Source organism: Fluviicola taffensis DSM 16823 (genome assembly GCF_000194605.1).
Lineage (GTDB): Bacteria > Bacteroidota > Bacteroidia > Flavobacteriales_D > Crocinitomicaceae > Fluviicola > Fluviicola taffensis.
The window spans coordinates 723,510-743,193 of the sequence record NC_015321.1 but is presented as its reverse complement, the minus strand read 5'-3'; the positions used below and the strand labels follow the sequence as shown (position 1 = coordinate 743,193).

Below are 19,684 nucleotides of genomic sequence, written 5' to 3'. Positions count from 1 at the left end.
CGCCCATCTTACTTTTTCTTGTTTTCCGAGAAAAGTAGAATTTTTGGTAATCCTGCCTGACCTTCATTTGAAACATATAAGTCACCATTTGGCATGATTGCAATTCCTTCGGCTTTATTGAATTTTACAGGATCTAGAATCTCTAAATGTTGAATTTCCCCTTTGTGATTGAACACGAACAAGTAAAAATCGGATGCGCTAAGCACATATAACAATTTGCTGGTTGGATGAATGTATATTCCTGAAAGCTGAAATTTCAGAGCTACTTCTTGTTCTTCTGGGTTTTTCTTGCTTTGTTTGGTTGGGAGTTCAATACCTTGGTTTTGCGCAAAATCTTTGATGACTGTAATGTCGTAGCTGTAGATAGGCTCGCTCTGTAATTTCTTTTTCGTGTAATCGAAAGCATAAATCGTTCGAATATTTTTAAAGGCTGCACCTTTTGCTATTTTACTCTTAGAACCAATCAACAATCGTTTATTTTCCTTGTCAAAACACAATCCTTCATTGTCTTTGTTTGGAATTCCAGTTGCAATGGAATCAATTTTCGGATTGCTTTTGGTAAAATTTTGAATTTGAAAAAGCTCGCCATCACTGCGTAAAATATAGAGATCTTTTCCTACGGGAGCAATTCCTTCATAATCACCAGGTCCAGCGAAATCAATTTTCCGAATTACTTTTTGAGTAGATAAATCATAAATGAAGGCGATTCCCTCTTCATCTTGCACACAAGCCAACGTTTTTGAATCAATGATTGTTAAGCCCGAGATTTCGCGCAATTCGTTCGGAAGGATAATTGTTTCTTTTTCCTGCTTTAAATTGTAGGGAATAGAAACTTGAGCAAATCCAAAATTGAATTTCAATAAAACAAAAAGTAAGAGTGATAATGTACATTTCATTCCTTAAAAATATAAAAGAAGCACTGTAATACTTGGAGTTTTAAGTTGAATTAACGTTTTATTCCCCCGAAGTCATTTCATAGTAGCGTTTTGCATTTCTGACTAGCTCAATGAATTCGACGTTCTTCAATATAGAAGGTGTAATCTCCACGTAACGGGTTTTCTTACCATCTCCCATTAATAAATTCGATTTAGAGGAAAGTTCGACGCCTTTACTGAATGAACATTTGATTCCTCTTTGAGATGGAAGTAAGACGCAAATCATTCCTTTGTATCCAGATCCATAGCTAAAAGCAAGCATTTTTGCAGCGATATCTAGTTCTTGGAAACTATTGGGCAATTCTGTTTCCAGTAATTCTTTTGTTTTTAGAAATAACTCGCGAATGGGATGTGGATAACCACCTAAAAATACTGCTAAAGATGAGCTCATTAGAGATCCATTTTTCGTTGATTTAAATCTTTGAATTTGAATACTTTTTGAATGTATAAAGCCCAAAGAATACTCCCTTTATAAAAACGGATTGGAGTTTTTAAATCTCTTTTTTTCCATGCTCTTCGTTCTTTTATGGAGGAAGGAAGATGATTGTAAAATGAAATATGTGCTCTAAAAACCGCCCAAAAATGGGGGAATTGCCCTCTGAAAAGGAATACCAACCCAGCCAATCCGTCAAAGCAAAGTCTTCTGAAAAGTACATAAGTTAAGCCAGCTCGTTGGTTTTTATGAATCATTAAAAGGCTATTTCTGAAATTCAAAAAAGTTTTTTTTGGGTTCATGTAGTTTAAAGTTCCTCCACCAACATGATAAACGACACTTAGCGGATTCACTTCGAAATGAAGTCCCATTCGATGAATCCTCCAACAAAGATCTATTTCTTCCATGTGCGCAAAGAACCGTTCGTCTAATCCACCAGCTTCCCAATAAATTTCAGAACGAATCATTAAACAAGCACCAGTTGCCCAAAATATTTTTGCAGGATAATCATATTGTCCTTCATCGATTTCTACATGATCCATAATTCGACCACGACAAAAAGGATAATGGTATTTATCTAAAAAACCTCCAGAGGCTCCAGCGTGTTCAAACGTATTTCTGTTTTTAAATGAGCGAATTTTTGGCTGACATCCAGCAATTTCCGGATTTTTCATGGTCTCTACAAGTGGATTCAACCAGTTTTCACTAACCTCAACATCGCTATTCAGAAGCACATAATAATCTGCTTTTACCTTTTTGAGCGCATCGTTGTACCCTTTGGCAAATCCTCCATTAGAATCATTGATAACGATTTCCAAATTGGGAAAATGTTCTTTCGTCCATGAAACAGAATCATCCGTTGAAGCATTATCCGCTAAAACAACACGATAAGGCTCAGAGTAAGCGATGACTTGAGGTAGAAATTGTTCTAAGAAATGTTTTCCGTTCCAATTGAGTATAACAACGGCGATGTCAGGATTTTGCACAGAGTTTTTTAATCTTGTTTGTAATAGTATTGGCTATTTCCTCCATACTGACTATTTCCGTTGGTTCCATCAATATTGTTATCAGAATTGTTTCGTTTCACAAGCATTTGTTGCCATTTGTAATTTTGCTGCTCCCCAACCATATCTGAATGTAATAATCGGTAGCCGTTATTCACCAAATCTGGGTTATAGAAAACGAAGCGTTTGTTGCTAAATGTTTTGATTTTATAATAATGCCAAATTTCGTAAGGATATTCTGATGGAGAGCTCTCTCTTACAATAATTGTATTTGGAGTACCATATTGAAGATAAACTCTTCCGCGATCTGTTTCGAAACCACTCATGAAATTTGAGCCATAATTTTTTTCAACGAGAACCACATTTTTCTTGTAAAGCATCCATTGATTATAAGCATCTACTCCAGAAGTTTGAACCCAAAACTGTTGGAGATGCTTGCGGCTTAAATCAGGACTTTTAGCTTTCAATGTTTTCAGAATTGATTTTATTTCAGCTGGTCGTGCAATTGGAATTAAACTTGCCAAATAATAGTTGACAGAATCTTGAGTAATTGATGCCTGAAATGCAGGATCTAGAACTATTTCCTCTACATTTTCTGCGTTTTCAATATTATCATTGATGCGTTCAAAGAAATAATCAGCTGTTTCACCAATCGTTTGACTGTTTTTATCAATAATTTGAAGGGTTAAATGATAAGATCCTGATGGTAATTTTGAAATATCTAAATTTCGTAATACGGGAACCACTGGTTCTGGTTTAATCTTCGTAAAACGAGAAAATCCAGGGACCACCTGATTTGTTTGAGAAGAAACTATTTGTTGTCTCAATCCAAAACTACTGTCTTGAATCAAATGGGTATTGTAAAGTTCGATGTAGTAAGGAATTCGGTTCATTGTTTGACTATAGAAATTCGATAGTCTTGGGATAATTTCATACCCGCTTTTGTAGAATGGAGATTCATGATTTGTACTTGGTGAAGCTACTTCAGCAACAACAATATCAGAGCTTGAAACGTGTTTTGAATCACCAGAAACTTCTATTTCAAGTTTTCCATCTACTGGTTTTCCCTGAGCAATGATATCTGTGAGTTCAACATGAGCAGTGTATTTCCCTGGTTGTAAAGGAATGCGCAAGATGTCGTAGAAATCTTCCACAATTGAATCACGCATTCTTGGACTTTCTAATGCGAATAAATTGGTATATACAGTATCGCCAGTAGCTACATCCGTAATGATGGTTGAAACAGCAACTTTTGCTTGTAAAATAGAATCCACTGGAGCAAAACGAATTGTATAGGCAATAAATTGAAACTGTAAATCAACATAAGCCCCTTGATCAGGAGAATAATAGCTCTTGTAATCAATGAACGCTTTCATCTGACTTTTCTGTCCAAAAGAATGGAAAGAAAGTACAAAGAATGCGATGAATACCAAAAATAGATTTTTCATAATTCTAGAATCTCCCGTAAAGTTAGCGATTTTGACCTATTTACGGAAAAGTAATCGAAGGAAAAGCAAATTCATTGATTAAAGGGTGCTGATTTTCAGGTGACAAGTAAATAACTTTATTTTTTTTTCAAATAATGCTTGCCAAAAAGGAAAATAGCACTACTTTTGTCGCGGAGAATTGGCAGAGTGGTCGATTGCGGCAGTCTTGAAAACTGTTGTACCGCAAGGTACCGTAGGTTCGAATCCTACATTCTCCGCCAAAATAAAAAAGCTCCGAATTTTCGGAGCTTTTTTATTTTAATCAATTTATTCGATCCTCATTTAGTCAATAAATTCATGAAACCTGCAGATTTAATTGCGATTATAGAAAAGAATGAACTGATTGAAAATTTGGTTATTCTTGAGCGTAATGAGTTTCTGAAAACAGCAGGAAGTATCGATACGAACATCTATTTTATAGAAGAAGGAAGTTTGCGCGTTTATGTGATCGATGTTCATGAAGAACGAACTATTCGCTTTGGGTATCAAAATAATATTTTGGTATCGCTCGATTCTTTTTTGACTGAAACTCCCTCCGAATTTGTAATTCAAGCGATTAAGAAAACGGTTGTAAAGATTATTCCGAAAATAGCCTTTATGAGATTCATTTATGAAAATGAGGATCATCAGAAGTTGTGGATTCAAATTTTGGAAGATTTGGTTGTTCAGCAAATTGAACGCGAAAAGGATTTGTTGATTTCATCTCCAAAAGAACGATTTGAACGAGTCTTGAAAAGAAGTCCGCAATTGTTTCAAGAAATTCCTAACCGACATATTGCCAATTATCTTCGAATGACACCCGAAACGCTTTCAAGACTTAAAAAGTCTTGATTTGAATCAATGTTTTTAGTAGAAGAGTTAGAGACCTTTGTCAAAAAGAGAGCAAGATGAAAATTCAGACAGAAGCATTGTTGGTTGATTTAACGAATAGAACCAAAAAACTCGTTCAGGTGGCAGAATTGTTGAGAAATAAATCGGAGGAAGCACTCAATTTCAAGCAAAATTCGGAGAGTTGGAGCATTTTAGAATGTTTGGAACATTTGAATTTGTATGGACGATTTTATCTTCCAGAAATTGCAAAGCGAATTGATGAGAATAAAGGAAAGAACGAATCCGTTTTTAAAAGTGGTTGGTTGGGGAATTATTTTTCGAACAGTATGCTACCAAAGGAGAAGTTGAACAAAATGAAGACTTTCCAAAATATGAATCCAATCAATAGCAAATTGGATAAACGTGTAATCGATGAGTTTTTGAGTCAGCAAACCGAAATGCTCCGATTATTGGATCAAGCCCGCAAAATTAGCTTGAATAAAACGAAAACAAGTATTACACTCACAAAACTCATCAAATTGAAACTAGGGGATACTTTTCGTTTTGTGATTTATCATAATCAAAGACATATGGAGCAGGCGAAGAGAATTGAAAATGGAGAATTAAAAAATTGAAAAGTTTAGATTCACTCAATAATTTCAGATTCCTGATAAAATTGATTGATTTGATTTAGTAATAATTGAATGTCTTTATTTTGATTTTTGGTATTGTAGAAAGTATTATTAATTGATTTATCGATCATTTTCCCGTTTTCAACTTTTAATAAGTAAGGAAAACCTTTTTTATCCTTAATAGAATAAAGTGCATGTGAAATATACTTAGTCTCGAATTTAGATTGAGGGATTCGACCATTTAAATATACCAATGCAACATTTTTCGGAAGTTGGGGAAGGATTGTTTGTTTAATGTAGCTGTGGCTATTTGTTCTGCTATTGTATACAAATATTTTTTCACCTTCAATGGATTGTAAATATGCATGGAATTTTTTTTTGAATGAATAATTCTGAATTTTTCCATAAATCATCATTGGAATGAAGATCGGGAGAAAGACAATAAATCCTGCGATGAGGAAAACGGCTACAATTGAAATAATAATGAACTCACCCATTTTTCAGAGAATTAAAAATTCGTAACTATCCTATCCGTGTTCAGTTTTTCACTTCTCGTTCTGGCTGAAGCAAGGTCACTTCTTTATTGTCTCCAATTCCACCTAAGATTAAACATTCGCTCATCATAGTGGCAATTTGCTTGGGAGGAAAATTAATGACTGCAACAACTTGTTTGCCGATTAACTCTTCCGTTTGGTAAAGATCAGTTACTTGCGCGGAAGTTTTGCGAATTCCATATTCTCCAAAGTCAATGGTGATTTTATACGCTGGATTGCGTACTTCTGCGAATATTTCTGCTGAAATAATCGTTCCAACACGCATTTCGACGTGCATAAATTCGTCCCATGTGAGGTTGTTTTCCATTTTTTACTTGATTTTATTTCCTTTTTTATCAATGTAGAACCAGTTATCACTTTCCCAAGAGGAATGCTCTCCATCTTGAATCGTTTCACAATCCAAAGACACTTTTGCTTTTCCATTTTCGAAAGGATATGCACAGCCGTATTTTGCATCAATCACTACTTTTCCAGTAAGGTCTGCAAAGCCAATTTTACCGTTTCGCTTGATGCGGAATAAACCTTCATTGATGTAGTCAGGGCCATTGTCATAGATAAATGCTTCAAAAATGAGCTCTTTGTTTCTATTTATGGCAACAATACCTTTGTCTTTGAATTTTTTGTCGGAAACGTATGCGAATGTTGCAAATAAGTCACTAAAACAATATTCGAATTCTCCCACAGGAATAATCGTATCACCAAATTTGTTGGTGTATCCATAAGAAGTTCCGTATTCAAATTCACCAGCTGAAGTGCTATACAAGGTGTCTTTAATAGGAACGATATCTGAATAGGAATTGTCTTTTATAGCTACCTCATGCTTTTCGGGGTGAGAAGTAGTACAAGCAAAAGCAATTAGTAAAATAGGAAGAAGGTTTTGTTTCATAGTTTATTGGTTTGTGTTTAGTTGTTTCTCAATAATCATTCCATAGAATTGTTTGATGTTTTTTTACATTGATGAGATTCATCTAGTTAGCAATTGGTTGAATTTACCTTTAAAATTCAATGGACTCAAATTTATAGATAAACTGGTTTTATCCAAAGGAAATGTTCTGAGAGTATTGATTTTTCTCATTTTTGTGATCAAATGCTAAAATGGTGATGTGAGAGCGTTAAAAAATGCCAAGTGAAAGCTCAACTTTTAGTGAGTCAAATAGCTTTGCTCAAATTTTAAAATCATTTTTATGAAATCACTTAAATCGCTAAAGGCGTCCTTGCTTGGATTTGCCATTTTTCTAACTTGTAATGGAGCATCTGCTCAAACCGAAAACCCCTCTCCGATAAAAGGAAGGTGGGGATTGAGCACGGGTATTACTTTTGATCAATACAAAACTGATATTTTATTCCAAAAAATGAAACTTGGAATACTTCCTATGTTAACGTACACTTATGGGAAGAACCAGTTCGAATTGGGGCCTCAATTTCAGCTTGCCACAAGAAATACGCGTAATGAATATTTGGGAGTAAATTTTCAGTATAAACGTTATTTTAATGGCTTTGGAAATCGATTTGTTCCTTATCTATATAGTGGAATAGGTTTTACGATGTCAAAATATGATGGTATTCATTATGAAAGTGGAATCATTTATTCAACTGGATATGATTATCAACAAATTGGAGTGAATTTGAGTATCGGTTACGGTTTGGAATGGCAGTTAGGAAAGCATTTTTATCTTGGTTCAGCAGTTGGATTTAATCCTGGAATTTATTCGGTTACAAGATCCCAAATGCCATTTGAATATACTGAAGGGGTGCAAACAACAAAAACGACGGGAATCGGACTGAACTTCAATGTAAATATGCAGGTTGGATATCGTTTTGGAAAGTAACTTAAAAAGATAGAAACAACAAAAAAAAACGCCATCTCTCAACTGAGGATGGCGTTTTCATTGAGTAAATTATGTGTGCTATTTCCCTAACAATACATCAACCGCTTTTTTCAATTGTGCATCTTCACCTTTCAACATGGTTTTGTAGTCATTTTCTACTTTAAAGTCTGGTTCACATTGGTTGTTTTCGTAGTATTTTCCATCCATAGTCATTACTCCAACTTGTGGAATTCCGAAGATCAATGAATTGTCTTGTAGATTTTCCCACCAAACGGCTGTTCCTGTTCCTGGTACGGGCATTCCAATTAATTTTCCAATCCCCAAAGTTTTGTAAACTACAGGGAACATGTGCGCATCGGAGTAGTTTCCTTCTCCCATGATGACGCAGCTTGGTTTTGTCCATTTTGATCCTGGTTCAATTCCGATTTTCTGACCGCGAGGTACAAAATTGATGTATTGTTTTCCCGATAAGAAGGTTGCTAAATCATCATGTAACCAACCTCCACCATTGAACCGTGTATCGACAATCAACGCTTCTTTGTTGATGTATTTCCCCATTACCTGATTGTAGAATTCACGGTAGCTGTGGTCGTCCATTCCACGAACATGCATATAACCTAGTTTACCGTCAGACAATTTTTCGGTCATTACCTGCATGCGCTTAATCCAACGTTGGTAAAGCAATTCGTTTTGTATTCCAGTAGAAATTGGTTTGACAATCTCTTCCCAACGTTTCCCACTTGCAGGGTCAAATACAGAAAGTAAAACTGTTTTCCCTGATTTCCGATTCAAGAGCGGGTAATAATTCAATTCTGGTTTAATTTCAATGCCATCAATTTTTTCAATGATTGCTCCAGCCTTGATTTTAGTTTCAGAACTTACAAGCGGACCTTTATCTAAAATTTCAGCAATTTTCAGTCCAGTTCCTGTGAAATTCTCATCCAAAATAACACCTAATTGAGCTGTTTCATCTCCATTTTCAGGTCGTGAGTAAAAACGACATCCTGTGTGTGAAGCATTTAATTCACCCAATAATTCGCTACACATTTCTGCGTAGTCGTAATTGTTATTGATATGAGGAAGGAACTTTGCGTAAGTTGTTTTGTAATAATCCCAATCAGTTCCTTGTAAGTCTGCGACATAGAATTTCGTTTTCACTTGTCTCCACATGTGTTCAAACAAATACGCTCTTTCTGCATAGCTATCTTGTGTTCGTTCAGCTCTGAATGGAATATCTTTTCGTTCGCCTTTTTCTAAATCCAAACGGGTTAATTTCCCATCAATCACTGCGAAGATGTTTTTCCCTTCTTTATCCATCGAAGTACTCCACATGCCATTAGCTTTGAGAGGAATCAGCATTTTTGTTTCGTGTTCTTTGAAGTCACGAACATATAAGTTTGTTCCGTCTTCATTTGGACTTAAATAGTAGAGCTTTTCTCCTTTTGGATCCAGGAATGCATCTTGCAAGAAAGAAGAATTTTCCGTTAAGCGAACTTGGCGATCCATTAACCCTGTTAGGTCAATTTTCAACGGTTCTACTTTTTTGGTTGTATCTGTTTTTTCACCTTTTCCTTTTTTTGCAGGAGTTTCTTTCTCCGTTGTTTTTTCCTTGTCCGTCTTTTCTTTTTGTTCTTTCCACAATTCGTAATCTGCTTTTTTCATTTTGAACAAGTCAAAAGCATTTTGATCCAAGAAAAGGGCATACGCATCTTGTTGTGAACCATGACTAGCAACATTTTTCATTCCATCGCGGTTGGAGAACCATAGGATTGCTTTTCCATCTAGTTGGAATTTTGGACCACCATTGGAGAACCCATTTTGAGTTAATTCTAACATTGGTTTTCCTCCACTCACATCGACTAATCCAATTTGTTCATGCCAATTTCCATCTTGTAAGAAAGAAACCAAAATGTATTTGCTATCAGGTGCCCAGTTGAATGTTTGATCTCCGTCGCTGTAGGAGTAGTTTTTCGTTTCAGGAAGTACGTTTCGAATTTTCTTGGAGGCCAAATTGTAAACGCTTACTGCAGTTCTATTTTCCAAGAAAGCAATTTCTTTACCATCTGGGGAATATTGTGGTTGGAAAGATTCTTTATCAGTGACGATCAATGCTTCTTCTTTTAACAAGGTAGAAACATAGAAGTAAGCATCTTCTTTTCGAATCATCGTTGTTTGGTAGATTCCCCAAATTTTATTTCGTTCTGAAGCATATAAAATCGCTTTACCATCTGGAGAAAAACTCACGTTACGTTCTTCTTCTGGAGTATTGGTGATTTGTTTTGTTACACCATTTTCAAGAGAAACTGTGAAAACATCTCCGTGGTTGGTGAAAACAACTTCTTTTCCATTTGGAGCCACAGCAATTTCAGATGCACCGCCCGTTTCAACGCTGTTTTTATTGTCTGCATTGCGATCTTCTGCATTAATTTGAATGTTTACTTTCTGCGGATTTGATCCTTCTTTCTGTGTGTAAATTTCGCCGTCATATCCATAACATAAGGTGTTCTCATTGGAAACAGATAGAAAACGAACAGGATTTTTGTCGAATTTGGAGACTTGTGTTGCAGCGTTTGGTGAACTTGGATTCATTTTCCAAACATTGTAAGAACCACTTTTTTCACTCAAATAGAAGATGTTAGATTCGTCGCTATTCCAGACTGGATTTCGATCTTCGCCTCCAAAATCTGTCAGTTTCGTAAATTTGTCGCCTTCTTTTTCATACATCCAAACATCTCTTGTAACGGATGATTGGTGGTGTTTTCTCCAAGGATCTTCGTATCCTTTTTTATCGTGGAAAAGCATTTTTGTTCCCGCTTTGTTCCATTTGATGTTTTCAGCAGTAATTGATAACTCTTGTTTTTCGCGGCCACCGTCAATTCCTACAGAATAAACCTCACCTAAAGCACCGTAAGGGAATTGAGACATGGCAGCATTGTCGCCACGAGCTGCAATAAAAATGATTCTTTTTCCGTCATCAGAAAGACATTGTGGGTAATCATTGCTGGAATGAAACGTTAATCGTTTTGTAGCCCCACCTTGAAGCGGAACGGAGAAAACATCAAAATTTCCATGTCGGTCTGAAGCAAAATAAATGGTTTTTCCATCTGGAGAAAAAACGGGCATAAAGTCATGCGCACCACTTAAGGTTACTGGTGCAGCAACTCCTCCAGCGGCAGGCACTTGATAAATATCACCTTTGTAAGTAAAAACAATGGTCTTTCCATCAGGGGAAATAACTGGGTATCTCATCCAGAGCGGGTTCGTTGATGCTTCTTGAGGTGGAGTGGGCATTCTGAGACTCATAATCATTGCGCCAATCATGACCCAAGCAAATCCTTTTTTCATAAATTGATTTTAGAATTTTAAAAATAGGGAAATCTAAGAGAATATGATTCAGGAAAGAATAAAGATGTGAATTGATCATGGAATCTAACGAATTAACTAAATAAACCCGCAAAGAGTTTAATTGATACAACCATTATTGATTCTTCGCGTCTTGTCTGATAGATAGAATTATTTATAGAACACACAAAAACAGAAGCTTATGAGAAAAATTACGCAATTAGTTTTCACATGTCTTGCACCAATTGCATTTGGACAAACAGACCATCAAGTTGATGCTCAAGCCATGGCTTGGTCACCGAATGATTTAACAATTGATTTGGGAGATTCAGTGACATGGATTAATAATAACAATGGGAGTCATAATTTGAATGGAACAACGGCAACATTTGCAGCAAATCCAGAATCGTTTTCTATGCTGACAACGGGTCAAAATTGGACATTTGGAAAACGATTTAATGTGCCAGGTATCTACATGTATCGTTGTGATGTCCATTCGGCAATGATGACAGGCAAAGTTACTGTCGTTGATCCAAATTTAGGTCTTGATAATAAGACGACTTCAGTAATCAGTTTTGGACCGAATCCTGCAGTGGAAACGATTACAATCCAAACAACAGCAACGGATTTCACGGTGGTGATTTATGACATGGCTGGAAAACAGGTTTTGTCTGAAAATTTGAAAAACAAAAATCAATTAAATATTTCTTCCTTGAAACAAGGGACTTATGTGATTGAGATTAATGCTCAAGGAAAAATCCTTCAAGAGAAATTGGTGAAGAACTAATTGGATTTTAAGACATCGAAGTGTCGGGGCAGACTTCAGGATATTAAGATATTAGGACTTTATTTTTTACTTCTAGCAAGATGTAAGTCCTAATATCCTGATGTCTTAATATCTTAAACGTCCATTCCCAAAACCACTCAACCTAATCTTTGAACCTTTCGCTAACTGATAATCGGTTTTTGACCAGTTTTTCGGTTTTTCATCCAAATATCCTAACAATTGTGTATATTTTTGCTTCAATAATTTTGAAGTAGTCATGGATATCAAAAAAGAAAGTTCTACACCCCAGGTTTCTAAATTAGCAGAGCACATTATTGGTTCTGAAATCATCAAATTGGCTGCTGAAGTCAATGAGAAGATTAAACAAGGGGAAAAGGTGTATAACCTAACTATCGGAGATTTTAATCCAACCGTTTTTCCAATTCCAGCTGAGTTGAAGCAATATATTCAAGAAGCTTACGCGGAAGACCAAACAAATTATCCAGCTGCAGATGGAATGCTAGAATTGCGTCAAGCTGTTTCTCAATTGTTGAGTAAGCGCGGTGATTTGGAGTATGCAACGGATGAAATTGTAATTACAGGTGGAGCTCGCCCAGCTATTTATGCCATTTTTAAAGCTGTTGTTGATCCAGGAGATGCGGTAATTTTCCCTGTCCCATCTTGGAATAATAATCATTATACCTATTTGAATAATGCCCGACCAATCTTAATTGAAACGAGTTCTGATAATAATTTCATGCCGCGTGCAGAAGAGATAGCTCCATTTCTTCCAGAAGCAAGTTTGTTGGCTCTTTGTTCTCCATTAAATCCGACAGGAACGGTTTTTTCGAAAGAAGATTTGGAACAGATTTGTGATTTAGTATTGGCTGAAAATAAAAAACGGTTGTTGCTTGGAGTGAAGCCTCTTTATGTCATGTATGACCAAATTTACTGGCCATTGACTCACGGATCTATTGAGCATTACAATCCTGTTTCATTGAGACCAGAAATGCGTGAATATACGTTGTTTGTAGACGGAATTTCAAAATCTTTAGCTGCAACAGGAGTTCGTGTTGGTTGGACAATGGGACCGAAATTTGTGATTAATAAAATCAAATCGATATTGACACACGTAGGTGCTTGGGCTCCAAAAGCAGAGCAACTCGCAACCGCGAAATATTTGAATGAATTGAGTGATTATGATACTTATTTGAATCACATCAAATCGGAAATAAATGCACGCTTAGTTGGGTTTTATTCTGGTATTCAATCCTTGAAAGCAGCAGGACATAAAGTAGATGCGATTGCTCCAGAAGCTGCAATTTATTTGACCGTTCAATTCCAATTACACGGATTGAAAACAGAATCAGGACACGTGTTAGAAACAACCCAAGATGTTACCAAATACATTTTAGACGAAGCGAAAGTGGCTATTGTGCCGTTTTATGCTTTTGGTTCTTCAGATGATTCAAGTTGGTATAGACTTTCAGTTGGAACCTGTAAATTGGAAGATGTAGATGGTGTTATTTCAAATTTGAAGGCAGCATTGCAAAAGTTGAGGTAAGCTGATTAGATCTCGCCGATTCAGTTTATTGATTTATTTGTTGGTGGATTGACAATTTGGGCTTTGGTGGACCTAGATTTAAGAGATTACGCAGATTTTTCAGGAGTTGTTTAGGTTTAAACAATAGATATTTCATTCGTCATGTCTGTGTGAATCTGCGTAATCTGCTTGCGAAACTTGATGGTGCTTATAAATCAGCGATTTTCATAAAGAAGATATTCACATTTCTATTTCTGGATATAGTAATGATGATTTTGAAACGATTTTTTAGTTAAATTTCCGTCCAGAACTAAAAACTATATTTCAAAATTAAACTACGCTTATGAGAAAACTCGTCTTTTCTGTAGTTTTGCTGTGCGGATTTACTTCCTTTTCACAGGTTACTACGCAAAAAGCACAACAACTTGTCTCTCCGCAAGAAGTTGAAAAATGCAGCCAGCATCACCGCATGCAAGAAATGCAAATCAAAGATCCAGAACGCTTTGCGACTGTATTCAGAGAAACTATTAATCCAAAACCAAAAGGCACTCCTAATTCAACCGTAAAAACAACAGGGTTGATTTACACGATTCCAGTTGTTTTTCACATCATCCACAACAACGGAACCGAAAACATTTCGGATGCACAAGTAGCAGACGCTTTGGCAATTTTGAATCGTGACTTTAGAAGATTAAATGCAGATGCAAATACTGTTCAAACTCCATTTCAGGGAATGCCTACAGATGCAGAGATTAACTTTGTGTTTGCTACCGTAGCTCCAAACGGAAATTGTTTCTCCGGAATTACACGCACACAAAATGCAATTACGAGCAATGGTGATGATGGCCAGTTACAAGTAAATGCTGTTATTGCTGGAAACAATGTTTATCAAGGAGTTTGGGCACATAATCGGTATTTGAATATTTATGTCTGTAAAGATCTTGGAGGAGCGGCAGGTTATACCTTCTTACCAAATGGTGGCTCTGCAGCAAATGCAACAAACATGTTTTACAATGGAATTTTCATCCTAGATGATTACTGTGGTTCTATTGGTACTGGAGACGTTCAATTGAGTCGAGCTTTAACACATGAAGTTGGTCACTGGATGAATCTTTCCCATGTTTGGGGCGATAATAATAATCCAGGAAATGCAGCAAGCTGTGCGGACGATGATCACGTGCAAGATACACCGATGTGTATTGGTGTGACTTCTTGTGCGAATGTAACGACAATCAACACTTGTAATGATCTAAATGACCCCAATAATTACAGTTCATGGACAACCAATGTGATTGATAATATTGAAAATTACATGGATTACTCCTATTGTTCGAAAATGTTCACACAAGGACAAGTTGACAGAATGAGAACTGCATTAACAAGCTCAGTTGGTGGGCGAAGTAATATCTGGTCTGCACCCAATTTGAGCATGGTTGGAGGTCCTGGAACAACATCTCTTTGTGGAATTGATTTTACAGCAAATCAAACTACGATGTGTGCAGGAACAACAGTTACTTATACTACAAGTACAACAAGTGGAATTTCTGCTTATTCATGGTCTTTCCCTGGTGGAACGCCTGCAACTTCAAACGCGGTAAGTCCAACAGTTACTTATCCAACAGCGGGAACTTATAATGCAAGTTTAACAGTAACTGCTTCTTCTAACGGAACAACCTATCCTAAATCTAAAACAAATTATATCCAAGTAAATTCAAATACTACGGTGAGTTTGCCAATTTCGCAAGGTTTCGTTTCTACAACTTTTCCTCCTACAGGGTGGACTCTTGTAAACGCCAGTGGTGGAACCTGGAGCAGATCTAGTTCTGTAGGAATAACTCCGACAGCGGGAAATTCCCTTCTGTTTGATAATTACAATATCACTATTGCAAATGGAGCTAATGATGAGCTACGTTTGCCGAAAGCAGATATCACTGCTTATTCAAGCGCGCAATTGACTTTTGATGTTGCTTATGCCCTTGATGCAACTAATAGTGGAGCGGCTGATGGATTAGAGGTGTTGGTATCCACGAATTGTGGAGCAACATTTACGTCCGTTTATTCGAAATCTGGAGCTACTTTGGCAACAACAGCTTCAGTGTCTGGATCTTTTACTCCTTCTGGTACACAATGGAGATCTGAAACAATTAATTTAACACCGTTTGTAGGAAATAGCTCCGTTTGGATTGCATTCCGAAATCTTGCGGGATATGGAAACAGGCTTTTTGTTGACAATATAAATGTAACAGGAGTAAGTGGTGCTCCAACTGCTCCAGTTGCTTCATTTAGTTCTACAGGAACTGCAATTTGTGCTGGCCAATCTGTAACTTATACAAGTACCTCGACTAATAATCCAACTTCATATAGTTGGTCATTCCCAGGTGGAACTCCTTCAACGTCTACTTCTGCAAGTCAAGTTGTGACATATCCAACTGCTGGAACTTACAATGTATCGTTGACTGCAACCAATTTAGGGGGATCTAATGCTTCGAATCAAACAGGATACATTACGGTTAATCCAGTTCCATCTGCACCAACAATTACTGCTGGTGGTTCCACGACATTTTGTCAAGGAAATTCAGTTACACTGACATCTTCTGCTCCTTCTGGAAATACATGGTCGAATTCTGCAAATGGATCCTCCATAACAGTTTCCTCTTCTGGAACTTATGCTGTTACAACAACAGTTGGGTCTTGCGTTTCTCCAGTATCGAATAGTATTTTTGTGACGGTTAATCTAAATCCAACGGTTACTTTTAGTTCTGTTCCAATGTTGTGCTCAACGGATGGCCCGTTTACATTAACACAAGGAAATCCGGCAGGAGGAAATTATTCAGGAACTGGAGTAACAGGAAATCAGTTTAATCCAGCAACACTTGGAATTGGATCAACTCCTGTAACGTATAATTTCACGAATGGGAATGGCTGTTCTGGTTCCGCTCAAACAACAGTTACAGTTGATGCTTGTGCGTCTATTGATGAAAATGAGTTGGACTTCATTTCAGTTTATCCCAATCCTTCAGTTGGATCAATAACGATTAATTCTGGTGAAGTGAATTTGAATTCAGTAAAAGTATTCAATGCACTTGGTCAGGTTGTTTATGAGATCGCAAATCTTGAAACTTCCAAACTGGATGTTGATTTAAGAAATATGGCAAAAGGTGTTTATACAATTCGTGTTTTAACGAATGTGGGAACACAACATATTCCTCTTGTTTTGGAAAAATAGAAGTTTATTTTTTGATTGAAAGGCTGTTACATGATGTAGCAGCCTTTTTTGTTGTCGAGATATTGTAAACAATCTTAGAATTTGCTTAAAAACTAGGTGTTCAATACTTAACGAAAAATTCATGCAATGTTTTATTTGACAAGCGTGTACGGAAAATCGCAACTCGATTGTAGTCATGCGCACAATTCCGTTTTCCAGTGTTATGCATACCTAGCAAATTTGTCTCGAAACTTAAAATTGAAAACCATGAAAAAGTTATTACTAGTTTGCATTGGGATTTGCTCGTTTAAATCGATTGCTCAAGTATCTCAACTTCCATCAATGATGATTGCAGGGATTGAAGTTCGAAACATTCCTTCCAATGAAGATATTTTACGTTCTGTGATTTATAAAAGTTTAGTGAATTCCAAAAAATATGTGGTGAATGACCGCTATGATGTTGCTGAAAAGTTGGGTGATACCAAAATGAAGGAATGTTTAGGAAAAGATTGTATGGGGAAAGTGGGGAAACAATTAAGTGCTGATTTTGCAATCAGTGCAAGCTATGAAGGATTGGGCGACCGTATTTTGATTTCTATGAAAATTGTCAATGTTCAAACAGGCGAGATTGATCAAAATGAAATTCAACAATTTGAAAATCAACCTCGGGAATTGAACAGAATGACGGATATCATGATTTATAAACTGCTCAAAACGGATGTTGATTTATCAGTTTACAAAGCTTTGTTTTTTAAAGATGGCCCAACAGCTAGTTCTGGATTGGGGAAAATGAATAATTCGGGTCCGCGTATTGGTTTTGCGGTGCCAACAGGAGAGAATGCGGAGTTTTTCACTAGAAATGAACGCGAAGGTGGACTAGGAACGTTACCTGTTTTGTTCAATATTGGATATCAATTGGAAGTGCAGTATGCTGGAAGCGAAAAGTTTAGCGGATTGTTTGAGTTTTTAGGAAATGTTGCCGGAATGGAACACGGTTCTCCAATTCCTTCACTTGCGATTATGCACGGTGTTCGATTTGGAAAGGGTGCTTGGGAAATTGCTATGGGACCTTCTTTTTCGATGAAACGATTAGCTTCTGGAACAACAGATTATGATGGTAATTTTAGAACATACCAAGAATTGTATGCATTAAACGCGGTGAATGCAGCCCAAATGTCTTATTTCAAAAGACCAGATACGAGAGGAGCGACTTACTTTTCAACCAATTTCATTTTTGCAGTTGGAAAAACCTTTCGACCTGGAGCCTTGAATGTTCCTTTGAATTTCTACGCAAGTATGAATAAATATGGAACAACTTATGGTGTTTCACTAGGAATTAATATCACCCGATCACGTAAATACACCTACACCAAATAATCACAAAACAATCCCCGGTTTCTGGACTTAGTCGAAGTGCCGGGGATTTTTATGTAACTCAAATTTATTTTCTTTAAAATTTGAACAGTCCGTTTTTTTTTTGTAAAGTTGTTCACTTATTCACGATAAATGGCCATTATTCACGTCTAAGTCAGTCTAAAAATCCCTACTGATAAAAAAGGGATACTTAAATTACTTCTTTTATGAAAAGAATTTTTTATTCTGTACTTACAGTTTTATCTATGAGTTTCATTACGAATGCTCAAGATGTTTCTCCAATTTTCAAAAAGCCTGCAAATGCCAATGGGTATTTGATTATGAATCAGGCAGCTTATCCATCTGTAACTAATTGGAAAGTTTCCATAAAACAACGTGTTTGGAATACAAGTTTAAACAGGTATGAATACACGCTAATTCTGAGCAAAACCTTATTAGGTCTTAATTATTTTAAAGTCCCAAAAGAATATCGAAATTCAAATTATGTGGTTGATATTAGAGGTAATTCTAATACTGGTACGGTTATACAGACAAATGATATAGGTATGGGGCCTGTTACTGAAACCATGTGTAATTGGGTTTGTAATGGGCCAAATTATGTTTATGGATTACAAATGAATAATGTTCCATTTCAAGGGGTTAAAATTAGTATGCAGCCTGCTTCAGCACCAACTGGTACTCCTTTTTATTACGAATGGGTGCAAGATGGGTATTATTGGAATCAATTTTTGAACAATCAAAATCCTGCTGATTATGGATTTTCTAGTTGGGATCATGCTCTTGAATTTGGAGGAGATGCAATTATAGAAATGAATGTTCCACCGGGTCAGTATAAATATGACCGATTTGGAACTCCTATGAATGGTGCTGTTGTTGGTGTGTCTAAATATTTTGGCCCTTATAAAGATGTTTGGAATAATGTAGTATCCGATCCATTAATGGTTTTGGAGAGTGATTGCAGTAATCCTATTTCATGGGCAATAGATTTGGTAAATGATGGATCTACTAACCCAGTAACTGTTGCTTGTAATGGCAATTCAGGTCCAATCAATTGGAGTTCAACGAATGAGGTTCTTAATCCAATATCTTTTGACCCTTGTTTTGAAGAATATTATGACGAGATTGGATGGCATGCAGGAAGTGGGTCGGGTGTCTATCAACTTGTTCAAATTCCATGTAATTGGTTCGTAACAAATCCGGGAGGTGGCACAGGAGCAGGGGTTAACTGGCCAGAGAATGTGTCTCGCATTACGATGAAAAGTATGAACAGTAAATCTGGGCTAACAGAAATTTCATTTGCTGAGGATGATGTGTTTGATAATCGAGGGCGTTTTATTGGTGCAAATTATCCTGTTCCAGCTGGTTTTTATACTGTTATATATCAATACTCAGATTTATCAATTGCTTCTTACTATGTAGAAGTTCCAACTGCTACAAATTCAGTAATCTCCGAAAAAGATTTCTTGTCTTATTCTGCTTATCCGGTGCCAATTGTAGAGAATAGGTTTAGCATGAGTTTTAACGCAACAAAAAAAGTTTCTTTCAGATATGAATTGAGAAATGCAAGCAATGAGTTGTTGTTTAAAGATGATTATATCATTGAGAAAGATGCCTCTGTTACCAGAGTAATTAATGTGCCTGAAGGGATTCCAACAGGGGTGTTGTACAATAAGTTCAGGTTTTCAGATGGTTCAGTAATTCAGTTTACAACGATTAAATAACTATATTTAGGTGTTGGGAAGTATTAAAAATGCTTCCCAACACTATTCA

Annotated in this window: 16 protein-coding genes and 1 tRNA gene; 9 read left to right on the top strand and 8 right to left on the bottom strand. The window is 36.5% G+C overall.

Annotation, left to right across the window (positions count from 1 at the left end; genetic code table 11):
- Positions 1 to 8 precede the first annotated feature (8 nt).
- The 4 genes from FLUTA_RS20490 to FLUTA_RS03215 are packed head-to-tail and all read right to left on the bottom strand — an operon-like array spanning position 9 to position 3,820.
- Entirely contained in the window at positions 9 to 896 is an 888-nt protein-coding gene (locus FLUTA_RS20490) for an SdiA-regulated domain-containing protein (RefSeq protein ID WP_013685414.1), read from the bottom strand.
- Between the two features lie 58 nt (positions 897 to 954).
- Positions 955 to 1,326, bottom strand: a complete 372-nt coding sequence (locus FLUTA_RS03225) for a hypothetical protein (RefSeq protein WP_013685413.1) — start codon at positions 1,324 to 1,326, stop codon at positions 955 to 957.
- A complete protein-coding gene (locus tag FLUTA_RS03220) occupies positions 1,326 to 2,354 on the bottom strand; it encodes a glycosyltransferase family 2 protein (protein WP_013685412.1) in 1,029 nt (342 codons plus the stop codon). The genes FLUTA_RS03225 and FLUTA_RS03220 overlap by 1 nt, the downstream gene beginning before the upstream one ends.
- Positions 2,355 to 2,362: 8 nt before the next feature.
- Positions 2,363 to 3,820 carry a GWxTD domain-containing protein gene (locus FLUTA_RS03215; RefSeq protein ID WP_043023613.1) on the bottom strand — a complete coding sequence of 486 codons (1,458 nt, stop codon included), beginning with the start codon at positions 3,818 to 3,820 and terminating at the stop codon, positions 2,363 to 2,365.
- A gap of 172 nt (positions 3,821 to 3,992) precedes the next feature.
- Between FLUTA_RS03215 and FLUTA_RS03210 the strand changes: the two genes are divergently transcribed.
- The 3 genes from FLUTA_RS03210 to FLUTA_RS03200 all read left to right on the top strand — a co-directional run bounded on the left by FLUTA_RS03210 (position 3,993) and on the right by FLUTA_RS03200 (position 5,304).
- Positions 3,993 to 4,080 (top strand) — tRNA-Ser (locus FLUTA_RS03210).
- A 76-nt stretch (positions 4,081 to 4,156) separates the two neighbouring features.
- On the top strand, positions 4,157 to 4,690 hold the full coding sequence (locus tag FLUTA_RS03205; protein WP_013685410.1) for a Crp/Fnr family transcriptional regulator: 534 nt from the start codon (positions 4,157 to 4,159) through the stop codon (positions 4,688 to 4,690).
- A 56-nt stretch (positions 4,691 to 4,746) separates the two neighbouring features.
- The gene (locus FLUTA_RS03200; protein WP_013685409.1) at positions 4,747 to 5,304 is read left to right on the top strand and encodes a DinB family protein; all 558 of its coding nucleotides are present in this window, start codon (positions 4,747 to 4,749) and stop codon (positions 5,302 to 5,304) included.
- An 11-nt stretch (positions 5,305 to 5,315) separates the two neighbouring features.
- On the opposite strand, the gene FLUTA_RS03195 is transcribed toward FLUTA_RS03200, so the two are convergent.
- Genes FLUTA_RS03195 through FLUTA_RS03185 form a run of 3 tightly spaced genes read right to left on the bottom strand, consistent with a single transcriptional unit; the run spans position 5,316 to position 6,741 of the window.
- Positions 5,316 to 5,798: a hypothetical protein gene (locus tag FLUTA_RS03195; RefSeq protein WP_013685408.1), complete on the bottom strand. Its 483-nt coding sequence runs from the start codon at positions 5,796 to 5,798 to the stop codon at positions 5,316 to 5,318.
- A 40-nt stretch (positions 5,799 to 5,838) separates the two neighbouring features.
- Complete coding sequence (locus FLUTA_RS03190; protein WP_013685407.1) at positions 5,839 to 6,162, bottom strand: tRNA-binding protein; 324 nt, start codon at positions 6,160 to 6,162, stop codon at positions 5,839 to 5,841.
- A 3-nt stretch (positions 6,163 to 6,165) separates the two neighbouring features.
- Entirely contained in the window at positions 6,166 to 6,741 is a 576-nt protein-coding gene (locus FLUTA_RS03185; protein WP_013685406.1) for a WG repeat-containing protein, read from the bottom strand.
- Positions 6,742 to 7,039: 298 nt separating this feature from the next.
- Here FLUTA_RS03185 and FLUTA_RS03180 point away from each other — a divergent pair, with 298 nt between their 5' ends.
- Positions 7,040 to 7,684 carry a hypothetical protein gene (locus FLUTA_RS03180; protein ID WP_013685404.1) on the top strand — a complete coding sequence of 215 codons (645 nt, stop codon included), beginning with the start codon at positions 7,040 to 7,042 and terminating at the stop codon, positions 7,682 to 7,684.
- A 78-nt stretch (positions 7,685 to 7,762) separates the two neighbouring features.
- On the opposite strand, the gene FLUTA_RS03175 is transcribed toward FLUTA_RS03180, so the two are convergent.
- Positions 7,763 to 11,029, bottom strand: a complete 3,267-nt coding sequence (locus FLUTA_RS03175; protein WP_013685403.1) for a S41 family peptidase — start codon at positions 11,027 to 11,029, stop codon at positions 7,763 to 7,765.
- Positions 11,030 to 11,228: 199 nt separating this feature from the next.
- Here FLUTA_RS03175 and FLUTA_RS03170 point away from each other — a divergent pair, with 199 nt between their 5' ends.
- From FLUTA_RS03170 to FLUTA_RS03150, 5 genes are all read left to right on the top strand, one after another.
- Entirely contained in the window at positions 11,229 to 11,813 is a 585-nt protein-coding gene (locus FLUTA_RS03170; RefSeq protein ID WP_013685402.1) for a T9SS type A sorting domain-containing protein, read from the top strand.
- Between the two features lie 256 nt (positions 11,814 to 12,069).
- Positions 12,070 to 13,356, top strand: a complete 1,287-nt coding sequence (locus FLUTA_RS03165; RefSeq protein WP_013685401.1) for a pyridoxal phosphate-dependent aminotransferase — start codon at positions 12,070 to 12,072, stop codon at positions 13,354 to 13,356.
- A gap of 322 nt (positions 13,357 to 13,678) precedes the next feature.
- On the top strand, positions 13,679 to 16,561 hold the full coding sequence (locus FLUTA_RS03160; protein ID WP_013685400.1) for a M43 family zinc metalloprotease: 2,883 nt from the start codon (positions 13,679 to 13,681) through the stop codon (positions 16,559 to 16,561).
- A 246-nt stretch (positions 16,562 to 16,807) separates the two neighbouring features.
- Complete coding sequence (locus FLUTA_RS03155; RefSeq protein ID WP_148235383.1) at positions 16,808 to 17,917, top strand: hypothetical protein; 1,110 nt, start codon at positions 16,808 to 16,810, stop codon at positions 17,915 to 17,917.
- A gap of 203 nt (positions 17,918 to 18,120) precedes the next feature.
- The gene (locus FLUTA_RS03150; protein WP_013685398.1) at positions 18,121 to 19,635 is read left to right on the top strand and encodes a hypothetical protein; all 1,515 of its coding nucleotides are present in this window, start codon (positions 18,121 to 18,123) and stop codon (positions 19,633 to 19,635) included.
- The last annotated feature ends 49 nt before the right edge of the window (positions 19,636 to 19,684 follow it).